At 44.0% G+C, this 19,229-nt stretch carries 17 protein-coding genes; 9 read left to right on the forward strand and 8 right to left on the reverse strand.

The features are described 5' to 3' along the window. Positions 1 to 4 precede the first annotated feature (4 nt). Entirely contained in the window at positions 5 to 673 is a 669-nt protein-coding gene (locus B5F77_RS07680) for an outer membrane beta-barrel protein (protein WP_087329621.1), read from the reverse strand. Between the two features lie 301 nt (positions 674 to 974). Here B5F77_RS07680 and B5F77_RS07685 point away from each other — a divergent pair, with 301 nt between their 5' ends. Next, positions 975 to 2,207 (forward strand): nucleoside recognition domain-containing protein, encoded by a 1,233-nt coding sequence (locus B5F77_RS07685; RefSeq protein ID WP_087329623.1) that lies wholly within the window; start codon positions 975 to 977, stop codon positions 2,205 to 2,207. 57 nt (positions 2,208 to 2,264) lie between these two features. On the opposite strand, the gene B5F77_RS07690 is transcribed toward B5F77_RS07685, so the two are convergent. Together B5F77_RS07690 and ybeY are read right to left on the reverse strand one after the other, a co-directional pair. Continuing rightward, the gene (locus B5F77_RS07690) at positions 2,265 to 3,008 is read right to left on the reverse strand and encodes a NigD-like protein (RefSeq protein WP_239445820.1); all 744 of its coding nucleotides are present in this window, start codon (positions 3,006 to 3,008) and stop codon (positions 2,265 to 2,267) included. Positions 3,009 to 3,089: 81 nt separating this feature from the next. Beyond that, entirely contained in the window at positions 3,090 to 3,518 is a 429-nt protein-coding gene (gene ybeY, locus B5F77_RS07695) for an rRNA maturation RNase YbeY (RefSeq protein ID WP_087329625.1), read from the reverse strand. Positions 3,519 to 3,800: 282 nt separating this feature from the next. Between ybeY and B5F77_RS07700 the strand changes: the two genes are divergently transcribed. From B5F77_RS07700 to deoC, 7 genes are all read left to right on the forward strand, one after another. After that, the gene (locus tag B5F77_RS07700) at positions 3,801 to 4,994 is read left to right on the forward strand and encodes a TlpA disulfide reductase family protein (protein WP_087329627.1); all 1,194 of its coding nucleotides are present in this window, start codon (positions 3,801 to 3,803) and stop codon (positions 4,992 to 4,994) included. A gap of 2 nt (positions 4,995 to 4,996) precedes the next feature. Then, on the forward strand, positions 4,997 to 6,184 hold the full coding sequence (locus tag B5F77_RS07705; protein ID WP_162607968.1) for a TlpA disulfide reductase family protein: 1,188 nt from the start codon (positions 4,997 to 4,999) through the stop codon (positions 6,182 to 6,184). Between the two features lie 134 nt (positions 6,185 to 6,318). Continuing rightward, on the forward strand, positions 6,319 to 8,196 hold the full coding sequence (mnmG, locus tag B5F77_RS07710) for a tRNA uridine-5-carboxymethylaminomethyl(34) synthesis enzyme MnmG (RefSeq protein ID WP_087329631.1): 1,878 nt from the start codon (positions 6,319 to 6,321) through the stop codon (positions 8,194 to 8,196). Positions 8,197 to 8,276: 80 nt separating this feature from the next. Next, positions 8,277 to 10,097 carry an excinuclease ABC subunit UvrC gene (uvrC, locus tag B5F77_RS07715; RefSeq protein ID WP_087329633.1) on the forward strand — a complete coding sequence of 607 codons (1,821 nt, stop codon included), beginning with the start codon at positions 8,277 to 8,279 and terminating at the stop codon, positions 10,095 to 10,097. Between the two features lie 45 nt (positions 10,098 to 10,142). After that, the gene (gene dtd / locus B5F77_RS07720; RefSeq protein WP_087329635.1) at positions 10,143 to 10,595 is read left to right on the forward strand and encodes a D-aminoacyl-tRNA deacylase; all 453 of its coding nucleotides are present in this window, start codon (positions 10,143 to 10,145) and stop codon (positions 10,593 to 10,595) included. Positions 10,596 to 10,600: 5 nt separating this feature from the next. Then, positions 10,601 to 10,939, forward strand: coding sequence for a nucleotide pyrophosphohydrolase (locus B5F77_RS07725; RefSeq protein ID WP_087329637.1), 339 nt, complete (start codon positions 10,601 to 10,603; stop codon positions 10,937 to 10,939). Positions 10,940 to 10,942: 3 nt separating this feature from the next. After that, positions 10,943 to 11,902 carry a deoxyribose-phosphate aldolase gene (gene deoC, locus B5F77_RS07730; RefSeq protein WP_087329639.1) on the forward strand — a complete coding sequence of 320 codons (960 nt, stop codon included), beginning with the start codon at positions 10,943 to 10,945 and terminating at the stop codon, positions 11,900 to 11,902. 60 nt (positions 11,903 to 11,962) lie between these two features. Here deoC and B5F77_RS07735 read toward each other — a convergent pair whose 3' ends face one another. Continuing rightward, a complete protein-coding gene (locus B5F77_RS07735) occupies positions 11,963 to 12,934 on the reverse strand; it encodes a polyprenyl synthetase family protein (protein ID WP_087329641.1) in 972 nt (323 codons plus the stop codon). A gap of 99 nt (positions 12,935 to 13,033) precedes the next feature. Between B5F77_RS07735 and polA the strand changes: the two genes are divergently transcribed. Further along, complete coding sequence (gene polA / locus B5F77_RS07740) at positions 13,034 to 15,781, forward strand: DNA polymerase I (RefSeq protein ID WP_087329658.1); 2,748 nt, start codon at positions 13,034 to 13,036, stop codon at positions 15,779 to 15,781. Between the two features lie 270 nt (positions 15,782 to 16,051). Here polA and B5F77_RS07745 read toward each other — a convergent pair whose 3' ends face one another. The 4 genes from B5F77_RS07745 to B5F77_RS07760 all read right to left on the reverse strand — a co-directional run bounded on the left by B5F77_RS07745 (position 16,052) and on the right by B5F77_RS07760 (position 19,174). Then, complete coding sequence (locus B5F77_RS07745; RefSeq protein ID WP_087329643.1) at positions 16,052 to 17,125, reverse strand: metallophosphoesterase; 1,074 nt, start codon at positions 17,123 to 17,125, stop codon at positions 16,052 to 16,054. Positions 17,126 to 17,187: 62 nt separating this feature from the next. Then, positions 17,188 to 17,481, reverse strand: coding sequence for a hypothetical protein (locus B5F77_RS07750; protein WP_087329645.1), 294 nt, complete (start codon positions 17,479 to 17,481; stop codon positions 17,188 to 17,190). 343 nt (positions 17,482 to 17,824) lie between these two features. Further along, the gene (locus B5F77_RS07755) at positions 17,825 to 18,841 is read right to left on the reverse strand and encodes a 6-bladed beta-propeller (RefSeq protein ID WP_087329647.1); all 1,017 of its coding nucleotides are present in this window, start codon (positions 18,839 to 18,841) and stop codon (positions 17,825 to 17,827) included. 111 nt (positions 18,842 to 18,952) lie between these two features. After that, positions 18,953 to 19,174 (reverse strand): NVEALA domain-containing protein, encoded by a 222-nt coding sequence (locus B5F77_RS07760; RefSeq protein WP_087329649.1) that lies wholly within the window; start codon positions 19,172 to 19,174, stop codon positions 18,953 to 18,955. Positions 19,175 to 19,229 lie beyond the last annotated feature (55 nt).

Genomic DNA, 19,229 nt, shown 5'->3' on the forward strand with positions numbered 1-19,229 from the left:
CGCTTTATTTCGCAACAAATGGTACGAAGATGGAGAGGCTTAGGTCAGAAAGGTTACCGTCCAAATAGGCTCTGTTGTCGTAATTCGAAGCTATTTCGTTACTTCTGTTTATCGTATTGAAGAACCCATAGCGGTACACCAACGCGATGTCCACCCTTTTACTTATTGTATAACCTACCTTCACATGCACCGGCAGGTCGAACTGCATACAGAAGAAAGGCATGTCGTCCGGCGAATAAGTACTGATATCCCACACCGGCTCCACACCGATACCGGCATACAAACCTTTCACCAGACGATAGTTTACCGAGAGGGGCAGCGCGAATTGCCCGTGTCCGTTGCGCATAGTCCACATGGGCGTCAGCTCTCCCGGCTTATTTTCCGAATAATAGGCACGGTGCACACCCAGTTTATTATAACGGAATGTGATGTCTGTATCGAAGAACACGCGTTCATTCTTCGGCAAACTCCAGCGGAAACGATAGCCCAGATAGAGCGTAAAGTCGAACGTATCGTTAAAAATATATCCCCGCCTGCCGTATTCATAACATTCTGGATTCGCCTTCAAGTTATGCGTGAACCCGATACCTCCACCCAACAATGCTCCGTGCATCAACCGCTGTGCGGAAAGCGGAGCGGAAAGCAAACAAAGCAAAAGCATCAACCATTTCATACTCAATATACTCTTTAGTCTTTTACAAAGGTACAGTTTTCCTCTTATAACGTGCATAAAAATCGTTGCCCGTTATGTTAAAGTGGAAAGCCGGGAGACTTTCTCTATCTTTAGTTTAAAGATACATATCTTCAAGTTGCAGATACGTATCTTTAGGCTGCAGATATATATCTTTAACCTAAAGATAGAGATTTGCTCGGCGGTTTTCCTCTTTTCCTTGGGCATTTCCGGAAAAAGATTGGGGCACCCTGAGTTTTTTTCCACCGATTTGTTGTAAGTTTGCGACAAAATAAAAACAGAAATGGTACTAAACTATATTTGGATTGCCTTCTTCCTCATCGCCTTTATCGTAGCGATGGGGAAGTTATTGCTCGCAGGAGACACAGGCGTATTTACCGAGATTATTAACGCGTCGTTCGATTCGGCCAAGACAGGATTCGAGATATCAATCGGGCTGACCGGCATCCTTTCCCTTTGGCTTGGCATCATGAAGATTGGTGAACGTGGAGGCGTCATCCAAGCCTTTGCCCGGATCGCATCGCCTGTATTTAGTAAACTCTTCCCCGATTTGCCGAAAGACCATCCGGCGACAGGTTCTATCTTCATGAACCTCTCCGCCAATCTTCTGGGATTAGATAATGCCGCTACCCCGATGGGGCTGAAGGCGATGCAGGAGCTCCAAACGCTCAATGCTCAAAAAGACGAAGCGAGCAACGCGATGATCATGTTCCTTTGCATCAATGCCTCGGGACTAACACTCATCCCGATTACCATCATGATGTATCGCGCCCAGCTCGGTGCCGCGAACGCTTCAGATGTCTTCCTCCCGATTATGCTGGCTACGTTCACTTCCACGCTGGTGGCCATCTTGGCTGTTTGCTTCAAACAGCGCATCAATATCCTCCAACGCAACCTGCTGCTCTTCTTTCTCGGCATGGGGAGTTTGATTGGTGGACTGGTGCTTCTCTTCCGCAGCATGGACCAGGAAGAGGTTTCGCTTTATTCCACGCTTTTTGCCAATACGCTCCTCTTTACCATCATTTGCGGATTTATCGTTTGCGGAATGCGGAAGAAGATAAACGTTTACGAAGCATTCATCGAAGGGGCGAAAGAGGGATTCAAAACGGCAATTACGATTATCCCTTACCTAGTAGCGATATTGGTGGGCATTGGCGTCTTCCGAGCTTCCGGAGCGATGGATTTTCTCATAGATAGCGTTCGTTGGGGCGTAGGCTCGATGGGGTTAAACACGGATTTTGTAGAAGCATTGCCCACCATCCTGATGAAACCACTTAGTGGCAGTGGGGCGCGGGGCATGATGTTGGATGCCATGAATACGTATGGCGCGGATTCTTTCGTGGGTCGGCTTTCGTGCATTGTCCAAGGTTCGTGCGATACCACCTTCTACGTCGTGGCACTCTATTATGGAAGTGTCGGGATTAAGAATACGCGCTATACCGTGCCTTGCGCGCTCTTAGCCGATTTAGCGGGTGCGATTGCCGCCATTGCGATGGCTTATCTCTTCTTCACTTAAAAGAAACGGCACACAGACGAAACGCTGAAACGTTTCCATCTGTGTGCCTTTCTGTTCTTATTGCATATTCAATGTGCTCCGTTCGGACGCAATCGATGCGCTGGCCGATGTGGACTTCCGCGAGCAATAATTAAACTCGGCCGTTTTCTCACCGCTATAGGATTCCCACACGAGTTTCAACTTAACGGTTTCTCCATTTGTATCGGGCAAGCTATCGAGTTTGAAGGCCACCAACCCATCGCCCATCGGGCCATACGTACTTCCGAAAGCATTGTGGCGGAAGATAACTTCGTACGGTTCGTCGCCCTTCAGAAGATTGACAAAGTGCTTCGACGATTGGTCTCCGATAGCCGTACGGAAGCGGAGCGTCAGGTAACCATCCTCGGCAATCGTCACCCAATCATTTACGATCTCGACCGGGTCGACGCCATACACCGAATCGTTCTGCAAACCTAAATCCGGCGCCATGGGTTTCGTCAGAATACTATCAATCCAATTCACATTTACCGCCTGCGTATAGCCGCCTGTCGGTTGGTCTACGGGAGTAAAGTTTGTCAACGCGCGCACCTCTTTCTTGCCAAAAGGAGAGGTTGTAAGGTTGACTGGTAAGAGTGTCGTCGAATCGTCCAGCTGAAGGTAGAAACCATCGTCGGCCGTTGTCTTTACCGTCACTATCGCATTCGGCACCATTACTTGATACGCATAATCATCCTCATCATCCAAACAAGATTGGAATCCCAACGCGGAAACTGCCGCCATCGCCAGCAGCATCCAGCTTTTACATTTCATGCTTTTCTTCATCGTATATTCTTTTAGTCGTTTCCTAACATAGAAAATGCAAATGAAGGGGAAAATGCTGCATGAAAAAAGAAAAAGCACGGTCTATCGGCACACGTCCGGAAGGATAGCCAACGCGCGATTTTCGTTCGCCTCCATGATTTCACGTTCGCCCGGTCCTTTGTCGTTGATGCCACACAGGTGGAGGATGCCATGGATGATGGTCCGGTGCAGCTCCTCATTATATAAGGTATGGAACTTCTCGGCGTTCGTGCGGACCGTATCGAGGCTAATGAACAAATCGCCCCCGATGCGATTGCCCGCCGTATAGTCGAATGTAATGATGTCGGTATAATAATCGTGCTGGAGATATTGGCGGTTTACCTCCAAAATCTTCGCGTCCGAGCAAAAGATATAACTCACATCGCCCACACGCTTGCCATACGTCTGGGCCACTTCGCGTACCCAACCCGCCACGGCTTCTTGGTTGATAGCCGGAAGCTCCGTGTCTTCCGCATAAAAAAAGATTGCCATACGATTTCCTTGTTGTTTTCTGGCTGCAAAGGTACGAAAGAATGTGGAAACATTTGTATCCGACTTCCCGCCAATGTCGGTAGCCTGGAAACTATCGTGAAGGAGAAGAAAAAATTTCCGGCTTATCCTACACGATCGTGAAGGAGAAGAAAAAGCCTCTGGCTTATCCTACACTTTTGTTTCCGAGGTCTCGCCGCTAAAAAGGGTTCGGAAACATTTGTATCCGACCTACTGGAAAAATCTCTACCTTTGCTATGATTGTAATTTTAAAACATACAAGATATGAAAAAGAGAAACATTTGGCTAACCGTTGGCCTTATGGCTGGATGCGTGTGGACATCGTGCACGACTGAACCCAGCGTGGCAGAGAATGAATTTTTAATTGAAGGGACACTGGAGAATGTGGCGGATGGAGAAGTTCTTTACCTCTGCCGAGTAGAGGATGGGGCATTAATCAAAGTAGCGAGGGATACGCTGGAACAAGGGCATTTCTCGTTTCGCGATACCATTTCCCATACAAGATTATACAACCTGTACGGAATCAGCGATCATTTCGCTCCTACTTGGGCAGATGTATGGCTTGCACCTGGAAAGAAAGTCACAGTGACAGGAGAAGACCCGTATCTCCGGACTTGGAAAGTAGAAAGCGATATCCAAGAACAAAAGGACCAGAATATCCTTTTGGAGGCCGTGCGGGCGGAATGGAAAGAGAAAGGACGCAATACAGTGGAACAAAACAAATGGTATCGCTTGGGACAAGAAGCGAAAAATGATTCCATCCGTCAAATGGCAAGGATGAAATTGGATTCCCTCAAAATGGAAGAAGAAAAGATTGAGGAGACCATGACGCCTAAAGAACTGGCGGCACTTAAGGAAATGCCTATCGGCCGAGTTTGGTTCAACGAATATATACACTATGCGCATTCGCTAGCGTTCGACCCGAACTCGCCCTATGTAGATGAAATAAAAGCGTTATATAATCGGCTTTCCGAATCCGAGAAACAAACGCCCGAAGGGAAAAAGCTCGGCCGCTACATGAATTTGCCTAAAGCAGTTCAGGTGGGAGATGCGATGGCAGATGCCGATTTGTATGACGTAAATGGCGAGGTACACCACTTGGCGGAATTAAAAGGCAAATCCATTTTGCTTGATTTCTGGTTTGTGGGATGCGGTGCCTGCATTATGTCAGAACCGGAACTAAAAGCAGTGGCCGAGCGCTACAAAGAGCAACTATCCGTAGTTAGTATTTGCATCAGCCCAGAAGCTGTCTGGAAAAAATACGTGCTTGAACGGTCGCTGGAAGGCAACCAATGGAACGACCTGCTTGAATATGCCGGACTGGCCGCCGCTTATCAAATCCAAAGTTATCCCACTTATATCCTTATTTCTCCGGAAGGAATGATAGAAGAGATTTGGAATGGCTATTCGGAAGGAGCTTTAAAAAAGAAGATGGAAAAGCTATTTAAAGGGAAATGAAAATGAAATGGAATAAAATAATCATCGGACTGGCATTGGGCTGCATTTGTCAGCATGGAATGACCCAACTGTTTTCGATTCAAGGAAACTTGCAACATGTACCGGATGGCGTCGTACTTGAACTGCTTGCGGACAAACCTTTCGGATATGAAGTCTTGGCGAAAGACTCTTTGAAGAACGGAATGTTCTACTTCCAAGATTCCGTACCGAAAGATTATCCACGCCTCTTGCTTCGCGCCCAAGGGGAGCTTTTTCCCAAAGTGCTTTTGCCTGTTTGGGTCGCCCCTGGAGAAAAAATACAAATTGAAGGCCGCAATCGCTTAGTGCAACATTGGAAGGTAAAAAGCGACCTCCCCGAACAAACCGTCGAGAACCGTTTCATCGAAGTCACCCGTAGGGAATCACAAGCTAAGATGCAAGCAATGCTTGCCCGTCACAAATGGATGGACGAACGAATGAAGCATGAAGGAGATCGTGCGTTCCAGCTTCGAGCTACACAAGCATTGGATTCATTGAAATTCCAAATCGATTCGCTGGGCCGTGTCATTGCCCAAAAAGAATTTGCTTTGTTAAAGGAAACGTCCGTCTCTCCCGCTTGGTATTACCATTACCGGCATGTAGCGACACAAATCGATCAAGAGAAAGACACCGCCTATGTAGCCCAAGTAAAAGCGCTTTACGAACGGGTACCAGAAAAGGTGCGCATGACACCTATTGGCGCCCAAATAGCAGCCCACGTTTACATTCCTCCTAAAGTCCAAGTCGGAGAACCGATGGCGGATGGAGTACTATTCGACCTCAAAGGGAATATGCATCAGCTCGCCGAATTCAAAGGGAAATACATTTTACTTGATTTCTGGTCCTCGCGTTGTTCCGCTTGTATGGCAGCCATTCCAGAATTAAAGGAGGTTGCGGAACGTTATAAAGACAAACTGGAAGTCGTGAGTTTTTTCTCTGGCAATGTATCCGACTGGAAATGCCTTGTTGCCAAATATCATATGGAAGGAAACCAATGGAGCGATTTGCAACAAAGATATACTGGTTTATGTGGCGCTTACCAAGTGTGGGGATTTCCTACATTCTTTGTCATTTCGCCCAAAGGAGAAATTATAAAGACATGGAGCGGTTATCCCACAAATGGACACAAAGGAACCATCGACCATCATTTGAAAGAAGCATTCCAAGAATAAAAAACAGAGAAAAGGCCGGCAGAGGAATCATCCCGTCGGCCTGTTGATTTTTATACGCTTCTTCATTCTTATTTTCCACTATTTCTTTACGCAAATTCTGACTATCTTTGCACGGGAAATAAAGATTAGAAGAAATGAGATTTGATTACGATGTAATAGTGGTAGGTGCCGGACACGCCGGTTGTGAAGCCGCTGCGGCCTCGGCCCATTTAGGTTCACGTACTTTGCTCATCACAATGGACATGAACAAGATTGCACAAATGAGTTGTAACCCAGCCGTAGGAGGAATCGCCAAAGGACAAATTGTACGCGAAATAGATGCATTAGGAGGATATATGGGTATCGTCACCGACCGTACCGCCATCCAATTCCGCATGTTGAACCGGAGCAAAGGACCGGCCATGTGGAGTCCCAGAGCACAAAGCGATCGTGCTCGCTTTATCGAATGCTGGCGACATATCTTAGAAAACACCGAAAACCTATGGATGTGGCAAGATACCGTCTGTTCACTAATCGTCAAAGAAGATTGTGTCTGCGGAGTGCGTACTTGCATGGGTGTCGAATTTCAGGCCCGAGCCGTCATCCTTACCAATGGGACTTTTCTAAATGGATTAATGCACATCGGACGGACACAAATACGAGGAGGGCGTATTTCTGAACCAGCCTCTACCGGACTAACCGAGCAACTCGTCTCATTGGGTTTCCAATCCGCCCGCATGAAAACAGGAACGCCCGTACGCATTGATGCCCGAAGCGTACATTTCGATGAAATGGCCGAACAACCGGGCGAAAATGATTTTCACAAGTTCTCTTACCTCGATACATCGCATCGAGAATTAAAACAACTCAGTTGCTGGACCTGCTTCACCAACGAACGTTGCCACGAAATCCTTCGCGAAGGATTACCGGATTCTCCGCTCTACAACGGACAAATCCAAAGCATCGGCCCGCGATATTGCCCTAGCATTGAAACAAAGATCGTAACGTTTGCCGACAAAAACCAGCATCAATTATTTCTGGAACCGGAAGGAGAGAACACACAAGAATATTATCTGAATGGATTTTCGTCTTCTCTCCCACTCGATATCCAGCTTCGCGCTTTGCAAGCCATTCCTGCATTTCGCGATGTGCAAATATACCGACCAGGTTATGCTATTGAATACGATTTCTTCGACCCGACGCAACTCAACCATACGCTCGAGACGAAACGAATCCGGAATCTTTTCTTCGCCGGACAAATCAACGGAACCACTGGGTATGAAGAGGCCGGCGGACAAGGGCTCGTCGCAGGCATCAATGCGCACATCAATTGCCATGGAGGAAATCCATTTGTGTTAGGCAGAGACGAAGCCTATATTGGCGTACTCATCGATGATTTAGTCACGAAAGGCGTAGACGAGCCTTACCGCATGTTTACCTCTCGCGCAGAATATCGCATCCTTCTCCGGCAAGATGATGCCGATATGCGATTGACCAAAAAGTCCTACCAATTAGGATTGGCCCATGCGCATCGATACGAATTATTAAACGAGAAAAAAGAATACCGAGATGCTATCATCCATTTTTGCGAAACCTATTCGGTAAAGCCCCAATACATAAATGAAGGGTTGGAAAAATTAGACACCACGCCTCTGGCACATGGATGCAAATTGCACGACCTCGTCCTTCGCCCCCAATTGAACTTAAACAAGCTGGCCGAGTTGATTCCGGCGCTGAAGGCGGAACTCGACAAAGTTCCGGTTGCCCGAAAAGAGGAAATCATCGAAGCCGCCGAGATACTCATCAAGTATAGCGGTTACATCAAACGAGAGCAAATGATAGCGGACAAAATCAACCGACTTGAAAACATCCGAATCAAAGGCAAATTTGACTACAACAGCATCCAGGCATTGTCTACGGAAGCACGACAAAAGCTTACAAAGATAGACCCAGAGACCATCGCCCAAGCAAGCCGTATCCCCGGCATTTCGCCCAGCGACATCAATATCCTATTGGTTCTATTGGGAAGATAGATGAATGTTCCACGTGAAACATTACTTCACCAAATGCGCATAAACAACTGATAATCGAAGAAAAGAATAAACAAAGAGCAATGAGCACCGATACGCTTGAGCACATAAAAAACATCATATCCGTCATACCGGAAAAGCCCGGCTGCTATGAATATTTTGACGAGAAAGGAACAATCATATACGTAGGGAAGGCAAAAAACCTAAAGCGTCGCGTCTCATCCTATTTCAATAAGCAGCAGGATAACATCAAGACGCGCGTATTGGTAAAACAAATACGAGACATCAAATACTTCGTAGTAGAAACTGAAGAGGACGCATTCCTACTTGAGAACAATCTCATCAAACAATACCGTCCCCGATACAACGTATTATTGAAAGACGATAAAACATACCCTTCGATTGTAGTCAAGAATGAATACTTCCCGCGCGTTTATCAGACAAGAAACATTGTGCGGGACGGTTCGAAATATTATGGTCCCTATCCTTCCGTATACACGGCCAAAGTCATGCTTCAGCTCATCAAAGAACTTTATCCGATTCGCACGTGCCGGTATCCATTAACCCCCGAATCGATTCGCGAAGGGAAATACAAAGTATGTTTGGAGTATCACATCAAACGGTGCAAAGGTCCCTGTGAAGGATTGCAATCCCTCGAAGAATACCAACAAAACATTACAGAAATCAAAGAGATTTTACGCGGTAATATCTCGCAAGTTAGCAGACACCTCTTCGACGAGATGCAACGCCTCGCAAATGAATTGAAGTTTGAAGAGGCGCAAAAACTCAAAGAAAAATACGAGGCCATCGAAAATTACCGTTCAAAATCGACTGTAGTTCCTCCCATGCTTCACAATATCGACGTCTTTTCAATTACAGAAAATGATCCGTCGGTATACATCAATTACCTGCATATCGGGAATGGTGCCGTTGTACAAGCATATACTTTCGAATATAAAAAACGCCTGGATGAAAGCAAAGAAGAATTGCTTACACTTGGTATCATCGAAATGCGTCAACGTTTCCAAAGTCGAGCCAAAGAGATTATTGTTCCTTTTCCTATTGACATGTCATTAGAAGGCGTCAACTTTACTATTCCGCAACGGGGCGATAAGAAAAAATTGCTCGACCTTTCCATTATGAATGGGAAGCAATACAAAATAGACAAACTGAAACAAGCCGAGAAGTTGAACCCAGAACAACGAAATACGCGCCTCTTAAAAGAGATTCAGGATATGTTACATTTGAAAGAACTTCCCGTTCAAATCGAATGTTTCGACAATTCGAATATACAAGGGAGTGATGCCGTAGCCGCTTGCGTGGTATTCAAAATGGGGAAACCTTCAAAGCAAGATTATCGGAAATACAATATCAAAACGGTGGTAGGGCCGGATGATTATGCCTCGATGAAAGAGGTGGTGCGAAGACGTTATCAACGTGCGCTCGACGAACAAACGCCTCTCCCGAACTTAATCATTACCGACGGTGGAAAGGGACAAATGGAGGTGGTTCGCTCCGTAATCGAGGATGAATTACATCTATCGATACCTATCGCAGGATTAGCCAAAGATAGCCATCACCGCACAGCAGAACTGCTCTTTGGATTTCCGCCCGAAGTCATCGGGATGAAATTGGATAGTCCGCTTTTCCACCTTTTGACGCGCATTCAAGACGAAGTACATCGTTTTGCTATTACCTTTCATCGAGATAAACGAAGTAAAAAGCAGAACCATTCCGAGCTGGACGATATCAAAGGTATCGGCGAAAAAAGCAAAACAGCCCTCTTGAAGAAATTCAAAAGCGTAAAGCGCATCAAAGAAGCTTCGCTCGAAGAATTAGGCGAAGTCATCGGAAAAGCGAAAGCAAAACAACTGAAAGAGGGCTTAAATATGCCTATAAAATGAAATGATTATAACTATAAAACGAAACAATTATAACTGCATTTTACAATGAGAACAGTGATACAACGCGTACAACATGCTTCCGTCACTATCGACGGGACTTTAAAGTCAAAAATAGGGAAAGGATTACTGGTACTGGTCGGGATTGAAGATCGGGACACACCGCATGACGTCGAATGGCTTTGCAAGAAGATCTGCCAAATGCGTATTTTCGACGATGAAAACGGGGTTATGAATAAATCGGTAGTCGATGTGGATGGAGAAATTTTGGTGGTAAGCCAATTCACCCTGCAAGCCTCCGTAAAAAAAGGGAACCGCCCTTCTTATATTAAGGCATCCCGCCCGGAGTTTGCCATCCCGATGTATGAGTCTTTCTGCGCTGAAATGGGCGTACATTTAGGGAAAGAAGTGCAAACCGGCACATTCGGAGCAGATATGAAAGTGGAATTATTAAATGATGGCCCCGTTACGATTTGGGTCGATACGCACAATTTAGAGTAAACAAGATGGAAGAACATATCACACTCAAAGAGGCGCAAGCGAAAGTCGATGCATGGATAAAAACATACGGCGTACGTTACTTCAATGAACTTACCAACATGGCAATTCTCACGGAAGAGGTTGGCGAAGTAGCCCGTTTGATAGCCCGCATGTATGGTGAACAATCTTTTAAGGAAAGCGACAAACAGAAGGATTTAGCAGATGAAATGGCGGATGTCCTTTGGGTTCTCATCTGTTTAGCCAATCAAACAGGTGTCGATTTGACCGCAGCATTCCAAAAGAATTTGCAAAAGAAAACCGAACGAGATAAAAATAGACATATAAACAATCTAAAATTAGCATAGCGTATGGAACATTTACACAATTGCCCATGTGGTCATGACCACTCTCAGGATGTACACGAGGGGTGGGAAGAACGTGCCGAAGAATTCTCAAAAATCAATGCCGACAAGTACCACGAGGCTTTCGGGAAATACGACTTGCCGGGGAACGATGAATCCGTTGCTTCGACAGTTAAGACGTTATTGGAAGAGCACACGAAGGAAAACTTCACCCCGGATGTATTGAAAGAAATTCACGGTTTCATCGACCTCACGTCACTCACCAGTTTGGATACGAAAGAGAGTATTTGGCAGATGACGGAAAGAGTCAACGATTTCGAAGGGACACGTCCTGATGTACCTAATGTCGCTTCGATTTGCGTCTATCCACTCTTTGTGGAAACCGTGAAGCAAGCATTGACAGCTCAAGATGTAAACATAGCTGCGGTAAGCGGAGGTTTCCCTGCCTCGCAAACCTTCTCGGAAATCAAAATTGCCGAAACGGCTATGTGCGTCATGCAAGGTGCCAATGAAATCGACATTGTGATGAATTTGGGTTATTTCATGGAAGAAAATTACGAGGATTTATGCGATGAATTGGACGAAATCAAGGAAAGTTGCCGCGATGCCAAGCTGAAGGTCATCCTCGAAACAGGTGCCTTAGCGACAGTAGAAAATATCCACAAGGCTTCCATCTTGGCGCTCTATTCGAATGCCGATTTCATCAAGACATCGACAAGCAAAGGATATCCGGGAGCTACGCCCGAAGCTGTTTATGTGATGTGTCGTGTCATTAAGAAATACCACGAATTAACCGGGAAAAAACGCGGAATCAAAGTATCCGGAGGTATTCGCACAGCAGAAGAGGCAGTCAAGTACTATACGATTGTAAAAGAGGTGCTGGGCAAAGAATGGCTCACGAAAGAGTTGTTCCGTATCGGAGCCAGCAGTTTGGTAGGCGATATTGAGCATCGCTTAGGCAAATAAAACAGTCACTCCGTCTAAAGACCGTTAGACGGAGTGTCTACTGATCGTTAGACAGACAGTCTACGATTTGCGGGTAATAATATATTCCGCTAATATCTTCAACGATTGCTTGGCTGGGGAATCAGGCAACTGCGCTAACAATTCAATCGCTTTTTGTTGGAATTCCACCATCTTCTTCTCGGCATATTCGATGCCGCCTTGCGCTTTGGCAAAGGCGATGAGTTGCTCTACATGCTTGTCCGTAAAATCTTTGGAGAGAATCATCCGCCGAAATGTTTCGACCTCCCTCCCACCCTGCCTTAAGGCATAGAGTAACGGAAGCGTCACTTTTCCTTCGCGGATATCGTTACCGGTCGGCTTCCCGATGTTGGATTCTTTGAAATAATCAAAAATATCATCTTTGATTTGGAAAGCATAGCCTAATTGAATCCCAAACTCACGCATCAACGACACTTGCTCGTCGTTGGCACCAGCCGAAATCGCACCGATAGAAGCACAAGCAGCCAATAACGTAGCTGTTTTTTTATAAATGACTTGCAAATAACATGGTTCGTCAAGAATACTCTCGTCAGCTGTTTCCATCTGCTTGATTTCTCCTTCCGAAAGGTCGCGCCCCAAATCCGATACAATACCGATAATACGCAGATTACCCGTCTGTATGGAACGGATGAGTGCCGTTGAAAGAATATAATCGCCCACCAAAACAGCTACTCGGTTATCAAATAAGGCATTTAAAGAAGGAACACCGCGCCGTTGTTTCGTCTCATCGATGACATCATCATGAATTAACGTTGCCGTATGCAACAACTCCAGAAAGACTGCCGCGTTGATCGAACTTTCCGTCACCTCCCCACACGCCTTTGCCGACAAGAGTACAAGCAAAGGACGGATATGCTTCCCAGTAGCACTTAATATCTGGTCTATAGCCGTTTGCAAAAGACGCGTTTCACTCCTAAGCGAAACTTCAAACTCCGTATTGAAACGTACAAATGCGGTGGCTACCGGTTCTTCTATTTTACTTCTATCAATCATAATCCTCGAAATGCTTTGCAAAAGTAACAAAAAGTATTGAGTGTGCGAGTTTTTTCGTACATTTACAAAAAATTGTACATCAAAAACGTGTTAAAAGCAATGAAACTATTCCTTATCGATGCGTATGCGCTGATTTATCGTGCCTATTACGCTTTCTTAAAGAACCCGCGTATCAACTCAAAAGGAGTGAATACGTCGGCTATTTTTGGTTTTGTCAATTCGCTGGAGGATGTGTTGAAACGAGAACAACCAACGCATGTCGCCGTCGCTTTCGACCCGCACGGCCCTACATTTCGCCACGAAGCCTTCGAACAATACAAGGCCCAACGGGAAGAAACGCCTGAAGTGATTCGACAATCGGTACCAATCATCAAAGACATCATTCATGCATATCGTATACCGATACTTGAAGTTCCCTACTATGAAGCGGATGATGTTATCGGTACGATTGCCCAACAAGCCGCTACACAAGGATTCGATGTCTACATGATGACTCCGGATAAAGACTACGGTCAGTTGGTCGGTGAACATATATATATGTATAGACCCAAATTCGGTGGAGACTACGAAGTGTTGGGAGTGCCAGAGGTCTTAGAGAAGTATAACCTTACATCGCCCCATCAAGTCATCGATTTGCTCGGCTTGATGGGAGATGCAGCAGATAATATCCCCGGGTGTCCTGGTGTCGGCGAAAAGACAGCACAAAAATTGTTGGCTCAATTCGGAAACATTGAAAATCTCTTGGCTCATACAGACCAACTCAAAGGAGCACAAAAGAAAAAAGTGGAAGAAAATGCCGAACAGATTCGTTTCTCCAAATTTTTGGCAACAATTAAAACGGATGTTCCCATTTCCTTCGACGCTACCCAATGTCTTCGCGAGAAACCGAACGAAGAACGGCTTATCGATATTTACACGAATTTGGAATTCCGTACATTCGTAAACAAACTCCGAAACGAAACGACGAATGTAAACCCGCTTCAATTTGATTTATTTGCGACCGATACTCCGGACGATTCCAAAAATTCGACCCTCACGGACTTAACGAACACGCCTCACTCCTACTATCTGGCTGACAACGAGGAAAAACAAACTCAATTAGCCCGTCTTTTAGAATGTCAGGAATTTTTCGCATTTGACACAGAAACAGAAGGACTCGATCCGCTCACTGCACACTTGGTCGGCATGTCGTTCTCTATGCGCGAAAATGAAGCATGGTATGTACCAATCCCAACTAATCAAGAGCAAGCTCGCCAAACAATCCTTCGTTTCGCAAAAGTACTCCAGCATCCAGCGATTCAAAAAATCGGACAAAATATCAAGTTCGATATTTTGGCGGTGCGGAAATATGGCATCAAAGTAGCAGGGAAATTGTTCGACACGATGCTAGCTCATTATCTCCTCAATCCGGAACTTCGGCATGGAATGGATTACTTAGCCGAGACCTACCTCCATTACCGCCCCATCCCAATTGAGGATTTAATCGGTCCAAAGGGAAAGAAACAGGGTTCGATGCGTGACGTCCCATTGGAACAAATCAAAGAGTATGCTGCCGAAGATGCCGACGTGACACTCAAACTTCGTAACTATTTCGCCCCCCATCTAAAATCAGAAGGTCTCGAAACGCTTTTCGAGGAAATCGAGATGCCGCTTATCTACGTCTTAGTTGAAATGGAAGTCAGCGGCGTGAAACTTGATACGAATGCACTCAGGCAATCATCCAACGTCCTCACTAAGCAACTCTCTGCTCTCGAACAAGAAATCCATCAATTAGCGGGAGAAGAATTTAACATTAACTCAAGTCGACAAGTAGGAGAAATTCTTTTCGGAAAATTGAAATTGGACGAAAAGGCAAAGAAGACCAAGACGGGATTTTACAGCACCAGCGAGGAAATATTGGAAAAGTTGCGGACCAAGCATCCCATCGTCGAGAAACTGCTCGACTATCGCGGACTGAAGAAACTCCTCAGCACGTACATTGATGCACTTCCTACATTGATTCATCCGGAAACGGGGAAAATACATACCTCGTTCAATCAAGCAGTCACTGCAACCGGCCGTCTTAGTTCTACCAATCCAAATTTGCAAAATATCCCTGTTCGCGACGAACTCGGACGTGAAATCCGCAAAGCATTCATTGCCGACTCGGATGAGTGCCTCTTCTTCTCGGCTGATTATTCGCAAATCGAACTCCGCATCATGGCACACCTCAGCGAAGACCCGCACATGATACAAGCCTTTTGCGAAGGTGCAGATATCCATGCTGCCACCGCTTCAAAAATCTATAATGTTCCGCTCAGCGAAGTCACATCCGACATGCGCCGCAAAGCTAAAACGGCCAATTTCGGTATCATTTATGGTATCTCCGTGTTCGGTTTAGCTGAACGTTTGAATATTCCTCGTGCCGAAGCAAAGGAGCTTATCGAAGGCTATTTTCAGACTTACCCGAAGATTCGCGAATATATGGATGAAAGCATCCGAGCGGCCAAAGAAAAAGGGTATGTTGAAACCCTATTCAAACGTAAACGGTTTCTCCCGGATATTAATTCACATAACGCCGTGGTTCGTGGTTATGCCGAACGCAATGCCATTAATGCACCAATTCAAGGGAGCGCAGCCGACATCATTAAGCTCGCTATGATTCATATCCACCAACGTTTTGAGGCCGAAGGACTAAAAAGTCGTATGATTCTGCAAGTTCACGACGAACTCAATTTCAATGTCTACCAGGAGGAATTTGACCGTGTGAAAGCAATTGTTCTCGACTGTATGGAGCATGTCGTCAAACTACGCGTCCCCTTGATAGCCGATTGTGGCAAAGGGTTGAATTGGTTTGAAGCACACTAAGAAATTAATAAATAACAATTAAAGGCAGACTGCATGGCTGCCTTTAATTGTTCATTTACTTTGTGTTTTTAATCCCCCTCCTACCCTTCTATTAGGAGAAATATCTCGACCTATTCTTCCCTTTCAGCGACACATTTAGTACTCATCTCGGCATCCATTAGATTTCCTCAATATGACGAAAACATTTCCTCCATATTAAGGAAAGTTAGTGGATAGGCTGCCAAGCACTAAGAGGTGTCGAGATGGAAGGTAATATCAGGAACAGCCCTTTTATTCGATCCTTATCAGAAACTGATCATACGAAGCTGTACGCCAAGCTTTGTCTTTTGTCAGAGGAGATAACGCAAAGAGCGGAGAAAAAGTACGGACAGATATGGTCTTCCCATCCGGTTTGAATTCCAGGATACGTAACCAGCAATCGCCTCCATTGCCAAACCATTGCCCGTCGGCAGTCTGCGCATTAAACATCATTTGCGCTACCGTTTTTCCATATTGGTTTTTATCCGTCCGAAAGCTGACTTGCTGGTCATAATCTACAATCTCACATTCATGCCCGCACACCACCAAACAAATATTCTTCGAAGGGTAAACCAATTTTTGCCAAATAGCTTCCGCATAATTAGCTGGTTGCATTTGATAGTTTTCTTTTGCATAACGGTTTCCTTCTTTGTTTAAGAATGAGTGCGTCAAAAGGATCACTTTATGTTTCTCATAAGCTGGGTTATTTACCAAAGACTTGGCCCATTCAATGGCCTCATCTCTGGGAGCAAACTCTAACGAAATGACCAAAATCTTCCCCCACGTATCGGTTGAAAATTCATACGCTGCATTTTCAAGTGTAGGTATTCCATCATAATTATTCCCAGCTTCCAGCAAAACCTGTTTCCAGCAGGCGTTTCTTTCTACCGGGAAATAACGATGGAAATTGGAACGGCGTATCTCCGAAGATTTATAGCCATAATCATGATTCCCCGTACAGAGGACATACGGTACTTTCCCATCCAATCGTTCAAAAGCTGTAGACACTGCTTTCCATTGTTCTTCGCTTGTTTGATCTCCGTTTATTCCGTCGGCTTTCCGAATCTCATTTTGTTCTACCAAATCGCCCGTACAGAGAACTGTTTTAATGTGCAATGAATCGATACTATTGGCAATCCAAGCCGTCTGCAATTCAAACAGAGGCTGATTGGCTGCAAATTTGATATAACTCTGAGGGTCTGGCACTACAATCATCGAAAACGATTGCGGTTCTTCCAAATGAACCCGTACCGGATAGATTTGGGCGACGGCTACCAAGGATTGGAAGCTCAACAAACAACTGAATAACAAAGTTTTTACATTCATATCTTTAGAATTAAAATTGATCCACAAATATAAGGAAATATCTTTTAGAAACCCATTATTTCTCAGGACACTTGTTGCGCTTTCGTTTCTTCTTTACCCACTATGCCCATATCGTATTTCTCTTGGTCGGTGGCAATGAAGGTTTCAGACAATTTATTTATAGTTATGCCTGCAATCTTTTGTAGGTATAAATCCCTTACTTTTAGGTTATGAATGGGATTGCCGATAACTACCACTTTGTTGTCTTTATCCAGCAGGAATGTTTGGAACATCATGTCGCTGGGGAAATGATTTAATTTGTTGAAGCGGTCTTCCGTGTCTATACAGACGGGAAGGGAGAAGTTATCGATTTTCAAAATGCGTCGTAAATCCGGATTGTCTTTCGGCTGAAAGAAAAAGAGGATGGAACATCTTTATTGCAAACTGAATCCACTTGGGCAATAAACTCTTTTCATCGATGCAGTTGCAGTTTACAACTTACACATCCGATGGAGTCTGCATACACGACTACTTTGTGTCCAGATGCCGGAATCTAATAATCAACAGTATCTTTCACGTACTGGGTAAAGATAACTTTATTTCCTTCCCTTGCCATTCTTGGACTAAAAGTCCTACCTGTTTTTCTGTTCTGTTAAGACAGGAAAAAGAAAAACGAGATAAGACTATCAGCAAACAATATGTTTTCATGCAGGTTACAAATTAAATAACACCTTCTAAATCTAAATAACCAAACTGGATCTCATCATTAAAGACAAAAATCAAACGATTATTTCCCTCGTCATAACAGAACTGATTAATCATATATCCTATATCCAAGGTTTTTATATAGTTCCCATCTAAATCAAAAACAATTAGTTGTTTGGGATAATAATCATTTCCTTTATTACTTCCTCCAGAATAGGATACAATAAATTTACTTCCTTTGCAGAATACACCTCCACCATAATAATGGATATCTCTACTGCTTTTGTCACTCCATTCAGGTCCATATATATTGCATTTTAAGTTTCCATTAAAATCAAATATAGAAATCAAATCATGATATGTATATATTTCTGCAGCTAAAGTATACTTTGCTGAAGATGCACATACAATTCGTTTGTGTTTGATTTTAGGTGTATTATTAGACAATGGTACAATCTCACCTGTCAGCATATTCCATTTGGATACAGATGGTGTATAATCATTAATACCGATGGGGGCTATTGTCCGACCTACACATAACGTATCATTTATATATTCATATTCTGTTGGAAAATTTGAGCTATTGATATGCACCTTTACGTTTGGTTTATAATTAGCAGGATCTTTTAATGCACTGTCTATATCGAAACTAAAAATACGCATTTTAGAATGGTCATTAATATAGAACTTACCATGAGTATCATCTATTGCTATTGCGCCAGGATTCGAAATTTCTTTGGGACCTTGCCCTTGTTTCCCTACACTTCCTAAATAGGAAAACTTATTCTTATCAAATACAGAAACAAAGTAATCGAAAGATTTGAGATCTTCTATTAACAGGTATTTATTTGAAACATAAGCCAAAGCATAATTCCCTATTAGCACATCTTCTTCTGATATCTTTATTTCTTTTATTAGCTGTTTTACGTCTATTTTATTGTTCCGATTAGCTTGGTACCGATCAGTTTCAGTATTTCTATTACAACTTATTAGACATAATATAAACAGTATATATAGTAATAACTTATTCATGATATTTGCAAATAACTAATAATATAAAGTTGAAACTTAAAAGATAGAATGCCCTTAGTAGAAAATATCTAACTAAAAGACATTCTATCCAATTTTACCTATAGTTCAAATTTAATTTGCTTCTCTATAGGTTGGGAACCAAAAATGACAATAGCAACCAGTGCCATTATCATAACATCCATTTGGACACAAATCCGATTCGCTTTGCGCCAACGCTTCCACATTAGCCAATGCTAAATCCGACATTTCAACTTTATTCTGATTTTGCTGGTAGTTCCACCCAGCGATAGCCGCTGTTGCAACAACAGCCACTGATAATATGATCTTTTTCATATTCTTTCTTTTTAAATTTGTTGTTTATAATACTTTTATGAGCCTCTTCCCCAAC

This window comes from Parabacteroides sp. An277 (genome assembly GCF_002159645.1).
GTDB lineage: Bacteria > Bacteroidota > Bacteroidia > Bacteroidales > Tannerellaceae > Parabacteroides.